This is a genomic window from Mycobacterium sp. (genome assembly GCF_032162605.1).
Classification (GTDB): Bacteria; Actinomycetota; Actinomycetes; order Mycobacteriales; family Mycobacteriaceae; genus Mycobacterium.
On the sequence record NZ_JAVROT010000171.1, the window covers coordinates 45,570 to 60,063 of the forward strand.

The following is a 14,494-nucleotide window of genomic DNA, read 5'->3' on the forward strand; positions in this document are numbered from 1 at the left end:
CGCGAGCCCGGCAGTGGTTGCCGCGGTGTAACCGATCGCGCGTCGCTCGTTAACAACACGCAACGCGTGTGTCTGTCATGTGACAGATATTCAGCCGGCTTCGCCGATCACCGCTCGCAGTTCCTCGGTGGCGGCCCGCCGCTCGGCGTCCACCGCATCGCGGTTGGCCCGAATGTCCGCGTCCAGCCCGGCCGCCAGGTCCTGTAGCGCGACCAGCTGCTCGACGGAGCGCTGGCGGACGTCGCCTTCCGGTCCGGTGTCCCGCAGAACCTCGAGTTGCTCGGCGATGCGCGTCTGGGCCTCGAACGCCTCGGTGCGTTCCTCGTCGAGTCGCTCGCGGTCGTCCTCCAGTCGCTGCGCCTCCTCCCAGTGCGCGAGCACGCCCGACAGCTCCCGGAAAGTCGCGTCGTCGAGCAGTCGCTGGGAGAGCCAGCGCTGCAACCGGTCCGGAGTCAACGACTGATAGTCGGTCCTCTGTTGCATCCGCCGCGACTCGCGGACCGTCAGCTCCGCCGACCCGTGCGCCGGCACGTCCACCTCGAATCGGTGGTGCGTCGCGGTCTGCTCGAAGGGTTGCGCCGAGTCGTCAGCCGAGTGCAGTTCATAGCGTGGCCTGCGATTCAACTCGAAGATGACGCTGACGGCCGAGTCGCCGTCGCCGTCCGCCCTGAGCGTATGGGTCTCGTCGTGGCGGACTTCCTCGATCAGCGCGTCCCGCCCCAGCCGGACCCTGGTGGTCAGGGTGTCCGTGACCGTCGTCCGGCCGCACCCCAGGGCGAGGTCCTTCGCGAACGCCAGCCGCAGGTCGGCGCCGCGGGCTGTGTAGGGAACCATCGCCTCGCCGGCATAGCTTCCGTCGTCGTAGACCACGGCGGGCCCCTCCTCGAGTACCATGCCCGCCGAATTGCCGAAGCCCAGCACGATGTCCGGCGCCGAGTTGGAGCCATCGCGCCAGATGCGCTCCCTACGGGCATCCTCCAGCCGAACCACGACCAGCGGCACCATCGAGGCTGCACCGCGCTTCAGCGAGATCGGGGCGCTCACCCGATATTCGAAGTGTTCGCCGTGGTCCCCCACGTCGGCGAAGTCGTCGCCGTAGGAATCGGCCGCCAACATCTCGGCCGAGGATTCCGGCGCGAACCCACCGCCCCGCATCATGGCTGGCGACGGCACGGCGTATGCCGATCCCACACCCGGTTCATACGTCGTCGGGGCAGGACCCGAGCGGTTTATCTCCTCGACGACCTTCCGGTCCACCCACTTGCCGTGATATAGGTCGATGTCGAAGGACACCGGCTGCCCCGTGATCAGGGTCAGCTCCACGTCGTCGAGGTCCTCGTCGACCGGGTTGTGGACGATCGCCATCGCGAACAGAGTGACCGAGGCGTCGTCACAGATCAGTCGGTACGACACCCGCCACACCGGTGCCGGGACCACATACGACACCCTGAGGTCCTCGGCGGCTCCCAAGACCTGCACGCGCACCGTCCGGTTCTCGCCCGCGTTCGCGGCACGCGACCGGTCGATCAGATAGTCGAGGTCGTCGCGTGACGGCTCCTCGGCCCTCGGCGGAGATCTGCACGGTGCGCCCACGGACCGCGGTAAGCAGTTCGGTCAGCGTGCGCCCAGGCGTCAGCAGAAGGTTCCGCTCAGCGAGCATGGCGTCCGGGTCGGATGGAGTCTCGAAGGCGACCGCACCGATGGTTGCGGCCCCGCGGGCGACCCCGATCGCGAGGGACTTGAGTACGTCGTTCATGTCGCTACGCCGGAACGAGAGATCGAAGTCGCCGTCGGCAGGGCCGCTGCGCTCCAGATACGCGACGCCGTGCTTGTACATCACCAGACGGGTGACCCGTGGTCGCTCAGTCATCACGGAACTGTAGCGAAAGACCTTGGCCGCCATAGGCTTTTCGTCTCCGCCAATCGTTGCGGGTCAGCTCCTGCCGAGCTGGACTAGTGTCACCATCGTGTTCCACGTCTTGACGATCACCTATGTTCAGCCGCTCGACGTCATCGAACAGACCCGGCCCGCGCACGTCGACTGGGTCAGGGCTCGGGTCGACTCCGGCCACCTCATCTTGGCCGGGCGCCAGGAGTCGGGCGACGGCGGGATTCTGATCACCGGCGACATCAGCGCCGAAGAGGCCGACGCGATGACCGCGTCCGATCCGTATCAACTTGCAGACCTGGTGCGCTACGACCGAACGAGCTTCAAGGCCACACTCCGCGGCCCGGGCCTTTAACCTGGTATTGGCCCGCGCTCGGGACTAATCCGGCGCCGGTACCCGTTGGCACTGCTCGGGGGCGCGACGCTGCGCCTAATTAATTATCTTCGCTAAACTTATGGCGAAGAGTTCGCACGCAAAGAAGAGGGTACGAAGGAGAGATGACCACAACCGTTTCCGCGATCGCCGCCACGTCCGCGACCGCTCCACTGACCAAGACCACCATCGAGCGCCGTGACGTCGGCCCGCACGACGTCGCATTCGACATCAAGTTCGCAGGCATCTGCCACTCCGACATTCACACCGTCAAGGGCGAGTGGGGAGAGCCCAACTACCCCGTCGTCGCCGGTCACGAGCTCGCCGGTGTCGTCACCGAGGTCGGCTCCGAGGTCACGAAGTTCAAGGTCGGCGACCGCGTCGGCGTCGGTTGTTTCGTCGACTCCTGCCGCGAGTGCGCCAACTGCAAGGCCGGTCTACAGCAGTACTGCACCGGCGAGGGTGGCATGGTCGGCACCTACAACGCCACCGGCAAGGACGGCACCCCGACCTATGGCGGCTACAGCAAGGCCACGGTCGTCGACGAGAACTACGTGCTGCGCATCCCCGAGAGCATCCCCCTGGACAAGGCCGCGCCGCTGCTGTGCGCGGGCGTCACCCTGTTCTCGCCGCTGCACCACTGGGGCGCAGGCCCTGGCAAGAAGGTCGCCATCATCGGCCTCGGTGGCCTCGGTCACATGGGCGTCAAGATCGCGCACGCGATGGGCGCAGAGGTGACGGTCCTGAGCCAGTCGCTGAAGAAGATGGAGGATGGCCTGCGCCTCGGCGCAGACCACTACTACGCCACCAGCGATCCCGACACCTTCGACAAGCTCGCAGGCACCTTCGACCTGATTCTCAACACGGTGTCGGCGAATCTCGAGATGGGCGCCTACCTCGGGCTGCTGGCCACCGACGGCACCCTCGTCGAGCTGGGTGCACCCGAACAGCCGCTGGTCGTCCCGTTCTTCCCGCTCGGGGCGTACCGACGCAACCTGTCCGGGTCGATGATCGGCGGCATCCCGGAAACCCAGGAAATGCTGGACTTCTGCGCCGAGCACGATGTCACCCCCGAGATCGAGGTCATCGAGGCGTCCTACGTCAACGAGGCCTACGAGCGGGTGCTGGCCAGCGACGTGCGGTACCGGTTCGTCATCGACACCGCCACGCTGTAAGACTGCTGTAAGTCAGCGCCACGCGGTAAATCCAACGCACGAGCGGTCCAGGTCTACTCGGGGGATCCCCCGGGGACCCGGGCCGTTTCGTCGTCTTCGTCCCCTTCCTTGAACCCCGACATGTCCTTGAACCCTGACAAGGCCAGCCCGCTGCGGCGAGTATGGCCGCCACCCGCCGGACATTCGCCGGACCCGCGTCGTGATGCGTCACGTCGGTGATGAACGCCTCGATCTCGTCGACCTTGATCGCGCCGTCGGCCGGCGCAGGCGAGTCGTCGGCGGTGAGGTTCCGCACCACCTCCTCGATCTGGTCCTCCGTCAACGGCGTGGCGCGCGGCAGCGCGAGCAGTGGAACACGGTCGGGTCCCGGCACGCCTTCGGGATAACCCTCCCGGAGCCAATTCAGGATCGACGTCAGCAGCGAGGTGATCGTCACCTCGCCAGTGTCGAGGTAGCTCGAAACCGCTGGCACCCCCGAACTCGCTGGCAACATCGCTGTTCGAGTTGTCGGATCGCGTTGCGGATGCGACGCTGAACAACGGACTGCAGCCTTGCAGTCCACTTCTGCTTCCCAATTCGACCCCAGGAGGCCTGCGTGAGTGCTGAATCCGCAGCTGTCGAGACTTCCCCCACCCCGTCGTCCGGCCTGAAGAAGGGCTCGATCGGGATCGTCGCCGTCATCTTCATGGCGGTGGCCAACGCGGCACCGATCACCGCGATGACCGGCAACACACCGATCGCCGTCGGATTCGGCAACGGACTTGGCGCCCCTGCCGGCTTCCTGTTCGCGACGATCATCCTGACCCTGTTCGCCCTCGGCTACGTGGCGATGGCCAGGCACATCACCACCACCGGCGCGTTCTACGGCTTCATCTCCCACGGCCTCGGCCAGGTGTGGGGCATGGCCAGCGGCGTGCTGGCCACCTTCGCCTACGTCGTCTTCGAAGGCTCGCTGATCGGCGGTTGCGCGTACTTCGCCAATGACGCCCTCAACACCATCTTCGGGGTGAACATCCCGTGGTTGGTGATCGCCATCGTCGCGATCGCGGCCATCGCGCTGCTGTGTTACTTCGACATCAGCTTGACGGCGGCGATCCTCGGCGTCACCCTGACCGCGGAAGTGCTCATCCTCTTCGCGCTGGCCTTCTCGGTGATCTTCTCCGGTGGCGGACCCGACGGCTTCATGCTGAACCAGACCGTTCTGCTCAACAATGCGTTCGAGGGCCTGCCCGCCGGGGCGTTCGGCACGGCGGCCGCCGCCGGCTCCATGGCCATCGGCCTGTTCTTCGCCTTCTGGTCGTGGGTCGGCTTCGAGACCACCGCCGTCTACGGCGAGGAGTCCCGCAACCCGAAGAAGATCATTCCGAGGGCGACCATCATCGCAGTGGTGGGACTCGGTCTCTTCTACACGTTCATCTCGGCGATGGTCATCGCAGGCAACGGAGCCAAGGCGTCCGTCGAGACGTCGATCAGCGCGTCACCGCTGGACCTCTTCTTCGGGCTGGTCAACTCCAACCTCGGCGGTGTGATCCTCGACGTCTACAAGGCACTGCTCGTCATCGGATCCTTCGCCTGCGCACTGGCTTTCCACAATGCCGCGGCGCGTTACCTGTTCGCACTAGGTCGCGAGATTCCGTCGGAGAAGGTGAAGTCGACGATCGGCAGCACCCATCCCAAGCACGGCTCGCCCTGGGTCGCTTCGACGATCCAGAGTGTGATCACCCTGCTGATCGTGCTGGCGTTCGCGTTCTTCACCGCCGTGCAGGTGCCCGACGCCAACGGGAGCCCGGTCGACACGCCGACCCTCGTCCCGTACGTCAACGTCTACGGATTGCTGGCACTGATCGGCACCGCGGCCATCCTTCTCGTCCAGGCCATATGCTCGGCGGCGGTGATCTGGTACTTCTGGGTACGAAAGACTCACCGCGGCAACGTGATCACCACCCTAATCTGCCCGCTGATCGGTGGCGTGGCGATGCTCTACGTGGTGTGGCTGCTATGGGACAACCGCGAGTTCGCGGCCGGGCTGGCTGCGAAGTCGGACGTGTTCAAGGTGGCCCCGTACATGATCCTCGCGGCGTTCCTGATCGGGTTGATCTACGCGGTGTGGCTGCGCTCGGCCAAGCCGGCCATCTACGCCGAGATCGGACGCACCGTGATGGAGGACACCCACGAGCGTGCCGAGGAGGTACCCGCTCCCCCCGCCTGATGCTCGAGCAATCTCGAAGGCCCCCGACACGTTCCGCGTGTCGGGGGTCTCTTGCATGGGGTACCCCCTTGCCGGGCACCGATCACCAAGAGGGCCAACCGGCGTGGACGGGCCCATCACCTACGCCAGTCTGGTGCCGCATACCGGCCAGGCGCCCCGCCCCTGCCGTGCCCGCGTGACTTCGGCGATGGCAATCTGCTCTTCTCGGGTGGCAAGGTCCGCCCGTGGTGCGTAACGCAATCCGCCGTTGCGCTGCCAGGTGTTCTGGTCGAACTGGGCGCCGCCGTAGAAACCGTTACCGGTGTTGATGGCCCAGTTCCCACCGGATTCACACGCGGCCAGCGCATCCCAGGCCGCCCCGTTGAGCACCGGCGGTACCTGGGTGCCCGGCTTGGCGCCGATCCGCAGCACCTTCGGTCTGGCGGGTGTCTTGATCGCGTTCCTCACGACCTCTCGGCCGGTCGCGACGCCATTGACTATCGACACCGTGAAGGTGATGTCCTGGGTCCCCGCAGAACCGGGGTCCTCGACAACGTGGCGGCTCATGTTCATCTTCGGATCCTGAATGCGGTACACCTGCGGCAGCACCTGCATGCGCTCGGTAACGGTCCGCGTACGGATTCGAGTGACCACGATCCGCATCCGCGCGGTGACCGGAGTCGACGCCGGCGGCACCACTTTGTCGTCCTGCTCAAGGGGCGCACCGTTTGCGGCGAGCAGCAGGCCTACATTGGCCGCTGCCAGGCGCCGTTCGCCGACCACACCACCGTCGTCGAGGTGGACGTTCTTCGCAGTGATCACCGGCAGCGCCATTCCGGCCAGCGGCACCGTGCCGGTAAGCGACGCCGCGGTGGGGAGGGCGTCGCTCATCGACAGCTGCGCGAGGGCCTCGTCGACAGTCGAGGCCGTGGTCCAGACCTGCGTGCTCGGCCCGCCGTCCATCGTCAATTGCAGTGGCCGCCCGCGTCGCAGCACGATGGTGTCGGACTGCCGTACCGGCTGATCACCGCCCGGATGGAGATCGTCGCGGTTGCTGACGGAGAAGCCGTTGTCCCGCACCACGTCGATCACCTTCGACTTCAGTGTCGACACCGTCATCGGGGAGCTGTCGACGAGAAGAGTGACCGTCTTGTGCATCGTGACGGTGTAGCCGCCCCCGAACGTCAACGCCAACAGGAGCGCGCCGAGAAGCGCACGCGGCGCCCTGTGCCTCGGAGTGTTGTTCGCTTGCCGCAGCAGGCCGGACAAGGCGTGTCGGAGACCGCTTCGACCCCGCCTGGTGTCTTCGGTCCCATCGACCCGCTCGGCGTCGGCCAGCAGGGCCGAGACCTCCTCGGCGAGAACACATTCCCACTCACTAATCCGCGCGGAGCTCCCCGCCGGACGTACGGAGGATCTGGACCGCACCCTCGTTCCGGCCAACGCCACTTGGCCGAGCCGGACCATGCCCGCGTCTCGGCACAACACCAACGCCTGCACGAACAGGTCTCCGAGCGCAGCTCGGTGCCGCCTGCGGAACCGGGCGATTGCTCGATGATCCGGAGCTGCCCCCGCCGCCAGCCACCGGAAGGACACGTCATCGACGCATTCGCGCGCGATCACCCGTGACGAGCGCACGCCGGTGGTGTAGCCATACAACAGAATGCTCACCATCAGCTGCGGTTCGACGGGCGGCTCACCACGGCCCTCGGTGTCGGCGACTCGAAAAGGGCCGACATCCAGATGCGCGTCGACCAACTCGGCAATGCACCGCGCCAGGCGCTGGGGCGACGACGAGTAGTCCAGCGACGACGGCGACGATCCCGGAGCTGGGCCGAAAACACTCAACGTCTTGTCCGCGAAGCGGTTCGGGCTGTCAATGCTTCTGGCCAAAATCACGTCGAACAACCCACCGTCCTCAACCCCGTCGGTCGCACATCATTCCGCGTCTTCGCCATTTGACCGACCACCCTGCCCGGCGTGTCGCCGACCCAGAGTCGTTGGGGCTCAACGTCGCAGTTCGGTCAGCCCCGCGACGTTGATCGCTGCCTAGTCAGCACGATGTTTTGCGCGTTCACAGGCCGACCCGTCGCGTCCAATTAGGACAACGGCACCGAACCGTCACCGCTACGGTGCACACGGGAGCTCGGGCGCGACCGAACCGCGAAAGCCACTGTGGCCGAGATGGGTTCGCTGGACGCGCCGCAGTCGAACCGCGTCAGGGCGGGGTGACCGCCCCGAGTTCATCGCGCAGCGCCGCCGCGAACTCGTCGACATCGGCCTCGGTCGTGTCGAAGGCGCACATCCAGCGCACCTCGCCGGTCGCCGGATCCCAGTCGTAGAAGCGGAAGTTCTGGCGGAGCCTGTCGGCCACACCGGGAGGAAGGATCGCAAAGACGGCGTTGGACTGCGTCTTCTGCGAGATCGTCAAGCCGGGCAGTCCCTCCACGGCCTCGCGGAGCCGGGTGGCCATCGCGTTCGCGTGCCCTGCAGAACGCAGATACAGGTCATCGCTCAGGATGGCGATCAGCTGAGCGGAGACGAAGCGCATCTTGCTCTCCAACTGCATGTTGAACTTGCGCAGGTACGTCATGCCGTCGGAGGCCACGGGGTTCAGCACCACAACGGCCTCACCGAACATCAGGCCGTTCTTCGTTCCTCCGAACGACAGCACGTCGACTCCGGCATCGGTGGTGAACTCGCGCAGCTTCACCCCGAGGTGGGCGGCCGCGTTCGACACCCTGGCGCCGTCCATGTGCAGGGTCATTCCACGCTGGTGCGCGTGGTCGGCGATCGCCAGGACCTCGGCGGCGGTGTACGCGGTGCCGAGTTCGGTTGTCTGCGTGATCGACACCGCGAGCGGCTGCGCCCGGTGCTCGTCACCCCAGCCCCATGCCTCGCGGTCGACGAGTTCGGGGGTGAGCTTGCCGTCGGGGGTCGGGACCGTCAGCAGCTTCAGCCCCCCAATGCGCTCGGGAGCGGCGTTCTCGTCGGTGTGGATGTGCGCGGTCTGCGTGCAGATCACCGCACCCCAGCGCGGCAGCATGGACTGCAGACCGAGCACGTTCGCCCCGGTACCGTTGAAGACGGGGAACGCCTCGACACCCGCACCGAAGTGCTCGGCCATGACGTCCTGCAGGCGAGCCGTGTAGAGGTCATCGCCGTACGCGATCTGGTGCCCCTCGTTCGCCGCCGCGACGGCGCTGAGCACCTCGGGGTGGATGCCCGCGTAGTTGTCACTCGCGAAGCCGCGGTACTCCGGATCGTGCAGGCGCAGTGTGTCGTTGAATGCGTAGGTCACGCCATCCAGTCTGGCCGACGACGGGACACTGCCGAAAATGGCCCGTACGAAAGCTCTAGAAGTCCCAGTCCTCGTCGGTGGTGTTGACGGCCTTGCCGATGACGTAGGACGACCCGGAACCGGAGAAGAAGTCGTGGTTCTCGTCGGCGTTGGGTGACAGAGCCGAGAGGATCGCCGGGTTGACGTCCGTCTCGTCCTTCGGGAACAGCGCCTCGTAACCGAGGTTCATCAGGGCCTTGTTCGCGTTGTACCGCAGGAACTTCTTGACGTCCTCGGTGAGACCCACCCCGTCGTACAGGTCTTGGGTGTACTCGACTTCGTTGTCGTAGAGCTCGAACAGCAGCTCGTAGGTGTAGTCCTTGAGCTCGGCCTTGCGGGCTTCGTCCTCGCCGGCCAGACCCTTCTGGTACTTGTAGCCGATGTAATAGCCGTGCACGGCCTCGTCGCGGATGATCAGCCGGATCATGTCGGCCGTGTTGGTGAGCTTGGCGCGGCTGCTCCAGTACATCGGCAGGTAGAAGCCGGAGTAGAACAGGAAGCTCTCCAACAGTGTCGAGGCGACCTTGCGCTTGAGGGCATCGTCGCCCTTGTAGAAGTTCATCACGATCTCGGCTTTGCGCTGAAGGTTGGGGTTCTCCTCCGACCAGCGGAACGCCTCGTCGATCTCCACCGTCGAGCACAGCGTGGAGAAGATGTTGCTGTAGCTCTTGGCGTGCACCGACTCCATGAACGCTATGTTGGTGTAGACGGCTTCCTCGTGTGGCGTGATCGCATCGGGGATCAGGCTCACCGCGCCAACGGTGCCCTGGATGGTGTCCAGCAGCGTCAGGCCTGTGAAGACCCGCATCGTCAGCTGCTTCTCGTGGGCGTTCAGCGTGCCCCAGGACGGGATGTCGTTGGACACGGGAACCTTCTCCGGCAACCAGAAGTTGCCGGTCAGACGTTCCCAGACCTCGGCGTCCTTGTCGTCTTGAACGCGGTTCCAGTTGATGGCCGAGACTCGGTCGATCAGCTTCATTCCATCAGACATCTTGGACCCCAATTCAGAACGTGGCGAGTAGCTCCCACGACACTACAACTGGGGTGTGACGACGCGCCGCAGCACAACTGATTGTGTTGCCGTGTCGTGTGCTCGATTCACTCACCGCCCGGAGAAAACGTATTCGGCGGTCTTGAACCGCCGGGTCGAAAGCCAGTACTGCCAGGTCATGCCGCTCCACAGCGTCCGGTTCACGCCGTGCTCGTCGAGGTACCAGCTCCGGCAACCTCCCGTGTTCCACACCGTCTTGGCGAGGTCGTCCTGCAACTCGACGTTGTACTCGTCCTGCGCGGCGCGGCTGGGAGCCAGCGCCTGGGCGCGGGCCTTGTCGACGGCGGCGATCGCGTCCGCGACGTAGCGGATCTGCGACTCGATCATGAACACCACGGAGTTGTGCCCGAGCGCAGTGTTTGGGCCGAGAAGGAAGAACAGGTTGGGCATGTCGGCCACGGTGATGCCGCGGTGCGCCTGGATGCCCTCGCGGTTCCAGCGGTCCACCAGATCTTCGCCCTGCGCGCCCTTGATGTCGACGTAGGTATAGGAGTCGGTGACGTGGAACCCGGTGGCGAACACCAGCACGTCGACCGGATGATCCTTGCCGTCGACCGTGCGGATGCCCTCGGGCACGAGACGGTCGATCCCTTCGGTGATCACCTGGGTCTTGGGGTTCGCGATGCCGCGGTAGTAGGTGTCGGAGTTCAGGATTCGCTTGCAGCCCGCCCGGTAGCTCGGTGTGAGCTTGCGGCGCAGGTCGCGGTCCTTCACGCTGCGAAGGATGTTCCACTTGCCCATCAGCTCACCGACTTTGAGCAGCCGGGGCTGTTGCGTCATCGCGAACCCGACGACTTCGTGCAGCCAGTAGATTCCCGCCCGCATCAGTGCCCTGGCGCCGGGGACGTTGGAGAACAGCTGGCGCGTCCACTCCGGAAATGCGTTGTTGGGTCGCGGCATCACCCACGGCGGCGTGCGTTGGTACACGTGCAGTTCCGCGACGTCGTTCACGATCTCCGGCACGATCTGGATGGCGCTGGCGCCTGTGCCGATCACGGCCACCCGCTTGCCTGCGATGCCGACGTCGTGGTCCCACTGCGCGGAGTGAAAGGCGACGCCGCCGGCGTTCGAGAACTCGTCCATCCCCTCGAAGTCGGGGATCAGGGGGATGTGCAGTCCGCCTGCCCCGGAGATCAGGAACTGGGCGACGTACTCCTGGCCGGTGTCGGTGTACACGTGCCAGCGCATCTCGGCGTCGTCCCACTGCGCCCGGTCGACGTGGGAGCCGAAGCGGACGTAGCGGCGCAGGCCGTATTTGTCGGCGACGCCCTTGAGGTAGTCGAAGATCTCTGGCTGGAACGACCACATGTGTCGCCAGTCGGCCTTCGGCTCGAAGGAGAACGAGTACATGTGCGACGGGATGTCGCAAGCGCAACCGGGGTAGGTGTTGTCACGCCAGGTGCCGCCGATCTCGTCGGCCTTCTCGAGGATCACGAAGTCTGCCGCACCAAAGCCTTGCTTCTGCAGGGCGATGCCCATACCGAGGCCGGAGAACCCGCTGCCGATGATGACCGCGCGGGTGTGGACCGGGTCCTTCTGCGCAGGAGTCACGCCTGCCTGTTCGGCTTTCGTCATGTCACGACCGTCATGACCCGACAATACCTGGGAACGCGGGTACTGGATATCAGGCCACGGGTTCGCGGCGGCGAACACCTTCGTGCAACGGAAGGTCGGGATCGATCTTGATGCCGAGCAGCTCGCAGGTGCCATAGATCGAGCTGAGCATGATCGTCGTGACGTGTGTGATGAAGTCTTGCCGCGGCATCCGGCGTGGACTGTCCGTATCGGGGCCCAGCCACCATTCGGTCGCTGCCGCGGCCGCGCCGAACGTCGTGAACGCGGCCAGCTCGATGGCTGCACCGTCGAGCTCCATCTCCCGCAACTCGTTGTTGAACAGGTCGGCCATCGCCAGCGTGACGTCGCGGCCCTCGTTGATGGCACGCATCGTCGACTCGCTCTGTTCGGCGAAGCGGCCCTGGATCAGGAACCGGCAGATGTTGGGGTGCTCGTCGACGAGGTACACGTAGTGCTCGACGCTGCGGCGGATGACCTCGCGAGCGGGGTCGGTCGTCACGTTGATGGACGGGAAGATGGCCGCCCACAACATGTCTCGAAGGCGCTCGCCAATGGCCTGGAACAGGTCCGACTTGTCGGTGAAGTGCCGGTAGATCTTCGGCTTCGCAGTGCCGGCCTCTTCGGCGATCTCACGAAGCGAGAGCTCGGGACCGAGACGGTCGATGGCGCGGAAGGCGGCGTCGACGATTTCGGCGCGAACCTGCTTGCGATGCTCCCGCCAGCGCTCGCTGCGGGCATCCACCTTCGCACCGGGTGGGGTACCCGGGTGTGGTCGAGGCGGTCTGCGCACGGACTCACTGTACCGGCTGAGCCGCGCTGACCTGCCAAGACCGCGCCACGAGACTTACCGCACCGCGCCGCGAGCCGGTGCGCAGCGACGGACCCGGTTCACGCTTCCGACATCGTGCTCGCCAAGAGGCGGACAACCGACCCGGGTACCATCGCTGCGGATACAGCGGAGCTAACGAGACGAGAATCATGACGCAGCGATACGACCTGGTCATTGCTGGCGGCGGGCCTTCGGGTGCCGCCGCAGCGTGGCAGGCGGCGCGGACCGGCGCCAAGGTGATCGTCCTGGACAAGGCCGAATTTCCGCGTGACAAGCCGTGCGGTGACGGCCTGACCGCCCGCGCGGTCAGCTACCTGCAGAAGATGGGCCTCGCCGGAGAGGTCGACAAGTTCCACCGGGTCAACCGCGTGACGGTGTTCAGTCCTTCGAAATGGGAGCTCTCCTTTCCCAAGCGCCCGGGGATGCCCGACCACGGCTACGTCGCGCCCCGACCCCAGCTCGACACGCTGCTTCTCAAGCACGCCGAGGCCGCAGGTGCCGAGATCCGGCAGTCGTGTGAGGTGACCGGTCCCGAGCTCGACGCAGGAGGCCGCGTCGTCGGCGTGGTACTCAAGAAAGGCGAAAAGGTCTTCGGCGACGCGGTGATCGCCGCCGACGGTGCCTACTCCCCCATCAAGCGCGCGCTGAAGATCGACTCGGAGTACAACGGCTACTCGGCGATCGCCATCCGTGCGGAGATGCCTGCCAACAAGCCGGACTCCGATTCGCTCGACATCTACCTCAACCTGAAGTTCAACGGTGACCAACTACCGGGCTATGCCTGGGTGTTCCCGTTCGGCGGCGGACGCATCAACGTCGGGTTGGGCTACGTCAATAGCTACAAGAACTGGCAGCAGATCAACGCTACCCAGTTCATGGGTGAGTTCATGCGGACGCTGCCGCCCGAGTGGGGTCTCCCGCCGATCGAGGAGCTGAAGAAGGACAAGCTGGTGCGGGCCTGGCGACTGCCGATGGGTTTCACCGCGTGGCCGCCGTGGCGTCCGGGTGTGCTGTTCACCGGCGACTCGCTCGGTGCCGGCAAGCCGGCCTCGGGCGCTGGTATCTCCAAGGCGCTCGAGTCGGGGCTGGCCGCCGGTGAGTGCGCGATCGCGGCGCTGACCAACGGCGGCCCTGACGACTTCACCAACTACGCGCAGCGCATGGAAGCCGCCTGGGGCAAGGAATACCGGCGCGGCCGCTACTTCCACAAGCTCGCGGGCATCCCTGCCGTCGCGAACAACGGGATCAAGCTGATCGACAACGCCTTCTTCCGCGATCGGATGCTCAAGGCGCTGTACAAGAAGGAACAGGGCCCGCAGCATCAGGTGAAGAACTAGTCACCTCGTGTCGCTTGTCCTCACTGGAACAACTGTTTGACCTTGAGGATGAGTTCGAACACGCCGTAGCCGAAGGGAATGGCCACCCACAGCCAGGCCAGGGCGATGTACGCCTTGGGCACCGAGGGCCGGTAGTCGTGGAGTTCGGCGTCAGCCGTCTGGTCGGTCATCGCGTGCTCTCCTCGACTTTCCCGGTGCGCTCGCTGGACGGTTCGTGCCACTTCGCGTCAACGGGTTTGAGGAGTTCGTTGCACACCAGCGCGACGATCAGCAGCCCGATCATGATCGAGAACGACAACGTGTAGAGCTCGGGTCCCGACTTGCCGGCGGCCTTCTGGCTGTCGGCGATGGCGTTGACCATGATGGGTCCGAGGATGCCTGCGACCGACCATGCCGTGAGCAGGCGGCCGTGGATCGCGCCGACCTGGTACGTGCCGAACAGGTCGCGCAGATAGGCCGGGGCCGTCGCGAAACCGCCGCCGTAGAACGACAGGATCACGCCCGCCAGCAGCACGAACACCGCGGTCGCGGAGCTGCCGACGAGGGCCAGCAGCGCGTACAGGATGATGCCGCCACCCAGATAGACCATGTAGATCGGCTTGCGGCCGATCAGGTCCGAGGTGGACGACCACACGAACCGGCCGGCCATGTTGAACAGCGACAGGACGCCGACGAAGCCGGCCGCCGCGGTCACGCTCACCGTGGAGGTGCCGTGGTCGCGGAAGAAGTCCTGGATCA

Annotated in this window: 13 protein-coding genes and 2 pseudogenes; 4 read left to right on the top strand and 11 right to left on the bottom strand. The window is 65.5% G+C overall.

Going from position 1 to position 14,494, the window contains the following annotated elements; genetic code table 11:
* Window positions 1-90: 90 nt before the first annotated feature.
* Entirely contained in the window at window positions 91-1,479 is a 1,389-nt protein-coding gene (locus QOI01_RS10545; RefSeq protein ID WP_526380590.1) for a hypothetical protein, read from the bottom strand.
* Window positions 1,391-1,870, bottom strand: coding sequence for a hypothetical protein (locus tag QOI01_RS10550; protein WP_526380592.1), 480 nt, complete (start codon window positions 1,868-1,870; stop codon window positions 1,391-1,393). Before QOI01_RS10550 ends, QOI01_RS10545 begins: the two co-directional genes overlap by 89 nt.
* 97 nt (window positions 1,871-1,967) lie before the next feature.
* Between QOI01_RS10550 and QOI01_RS10555 the strand changes: the two genes are divergently transcribed.
* Together QOI01_RS10555 and QOI01_RS10560 are read left to right on the top strand one after the other, a co-directional pair.
* Window positions 1,968-2,243: a YciI family protein gene (locus tag QOI01_RS10555; RefSeq protein WP_526380594.1), complete on the top strand. Its 276-nt coding sequence runs from the start codon at window positions 1,968-1,970 to the stop codon at window positions 2,241-2,243.
* A 143-nt stretch (window positions 2,244-2,386) separates the two neighbouring features.
* The gene (locus tag QOI01_RS10560) at window positions 2,387-3,436 is read left to right on the top strand and encodes an NAD(P)-dependent alcohol dehydrogenase (protein WP_526380596.1); all 1,050 of its coding nucleotides are present in this window, start codon (window positions 2,387-2,389) and stop codon (window positions 3,434-3,436) included.
* Window positions 3,437-3,566: 130 nt separating this feature from the next.
* Here the strand turns inward: QOI01_RS10560 and QOI01_RS10565 are convergent.
* Window positions 3,567-3,872, bottom strand: a pseudogene (locus QOI01_RS10565) (DUF3349 domain-containing protein); the annotation flags it as partial.
* A 159-nt stretch (window positions 3,873-4,031) separates the two neighbouring features.
* On the opposite strand from QOI01_RS10565, the gene QOI01_RS10570 reads away from it, so the two are divergent.
* Window positions 4,032-5,645 carry an amino acid permease gene (locus QOI01_RS10570; RefSeq protein WP_526380598.1) on the top strand — a complete coding sequence of 538 codons (1,614 nt, stop codon included), beginning with the start codon at window positions 4,032-4,034 and terminating at the stop codon, window positions 5,643-5,645.
* Between the two features lie 120 nt (window positions 5,646-5,765).
* Here QOI01_RS10570 and QOI01_RS10575 read toward each other — a convergent pair whose 3' ends face one another.
* The 6 genes and pseudogenes from QOI01_RS10575 to QOI01_RS10600 form a co-directional block, all read right to left on the bottom strand.
* Window positions 5,766-6,881, bottom strand: a complete 1,116-nt coding sequence (locus QOI01_RS10575) for a transglycosylase family protein (protein WP_526380628.1) — start codon at window positions 6,879-6,881, stop codon at window positions 5,766-5,768.
* Window positions 6,882-7,163: 282 nt separating this feature from the next.
* Window positions 7,164-7,523 (bottom strand): annotated as a pseudogene (locus tag QOI01_RS10580) (transposase); the annotation flags it as partial.
* A gap of 319 nt (window positions 7,524-7,842) precedes the next feature.
* Entirely contained in the window at window positions 7,843-8,925 is a 1,083-nt protein-coding gene (locus QOI01_RS10585) for a threonine aldolase family protein (RefSeq protein WP_526380600.1), read from the bottom strand.
* A 55-nt stretch (window positions 8,926-8,980) separates the two neighbouring features.
* Window positions 8,981-9,955: a class 1b ribonucleoside-diphosphate reductase subunit beta gene (gene nrdF / locus QOI01_RS10590; protein WP_526380602.1), complete on the bottom strand. Its 975-nt coding sequence runs from the start codon at window positions 9,953-9,955 to the stop codon at window positions 8,981-8,983.
* Between the two features lie 111 nt (window positions 9,956-10,066).
* Window positions 10,067-11,590 (bottom strand): flavin-containing monooxygenase, encoded by a 1,524-nt coding sequence (locus QOI01_RS10595; RefSeq protein ID WP_526380604.1) that lies wholly within the window; start codon window positions 11,588-11,590, stop codon window positions 10,067-10,069.
* A gap of 49 nt (window positions 11,591-11,639) precedes the next feature.
* Window positions 11,640-12,380 (bottom strand): TetR/AcrR family transcriptional regulator, encoded by a 741-nt coding sequence (locus QOI01_RS10600; protein ID WP_526380606.1) that lies wholly within the window; start codon window positions 12,378-12,380, stop codon window positions 11,640-11,642.
* Between the two features lie 188 nt (window positions 12,381-12,568).
* On the opposite strand from QOI01_RS10600, the gene QOI01_RS10605 reads away from it, so the two are divergent.
* Window positions 12,569-13,756: an NAD(P)/FAD-dependent oxidoreductase gene (locus QOI01_RS10605; protein ID WP_526380608.1), complete on the top strand. Its 1,188-nt coding sequence runs from the start codon at window positions 12,569-12,571 to the stop codon at window positions 13,754-13,756.
* Window positions 13,757-13,776: 20 nt separating this feature from the next.
* Here QOI01_RS10605 and QOI01_RS10610 read toward each other — a convergent pair whose 3' ends face one another.
* Together QOI01_RS10610 and QOI01_RS10615 are read right to left on the bottom strand one after the other, a co-directional pair.
* The gene (locus QOI01_RS10610; protein ID WP_526380610.1) at window positions 13,777-13,926 is read right to left on the bottom strand and encodes an MFS transporter small subunit; all 150 of its coding nucleotides are present in this window, start codon (window positions 13,924-13,926) and stop codon (window positions 13,777-13,779) included.
* Window positions 13,923-14,494 (bottom strand): MFS transporter (locus tag QOI01_RS10615; protein ID WP_526380612.1); only part of this gene is annotated, 572 nt, incomplete at its 5' end. The genes QOI01_RS10615 and QOI01_RS10610, both read right to left, overlap by 4 nt.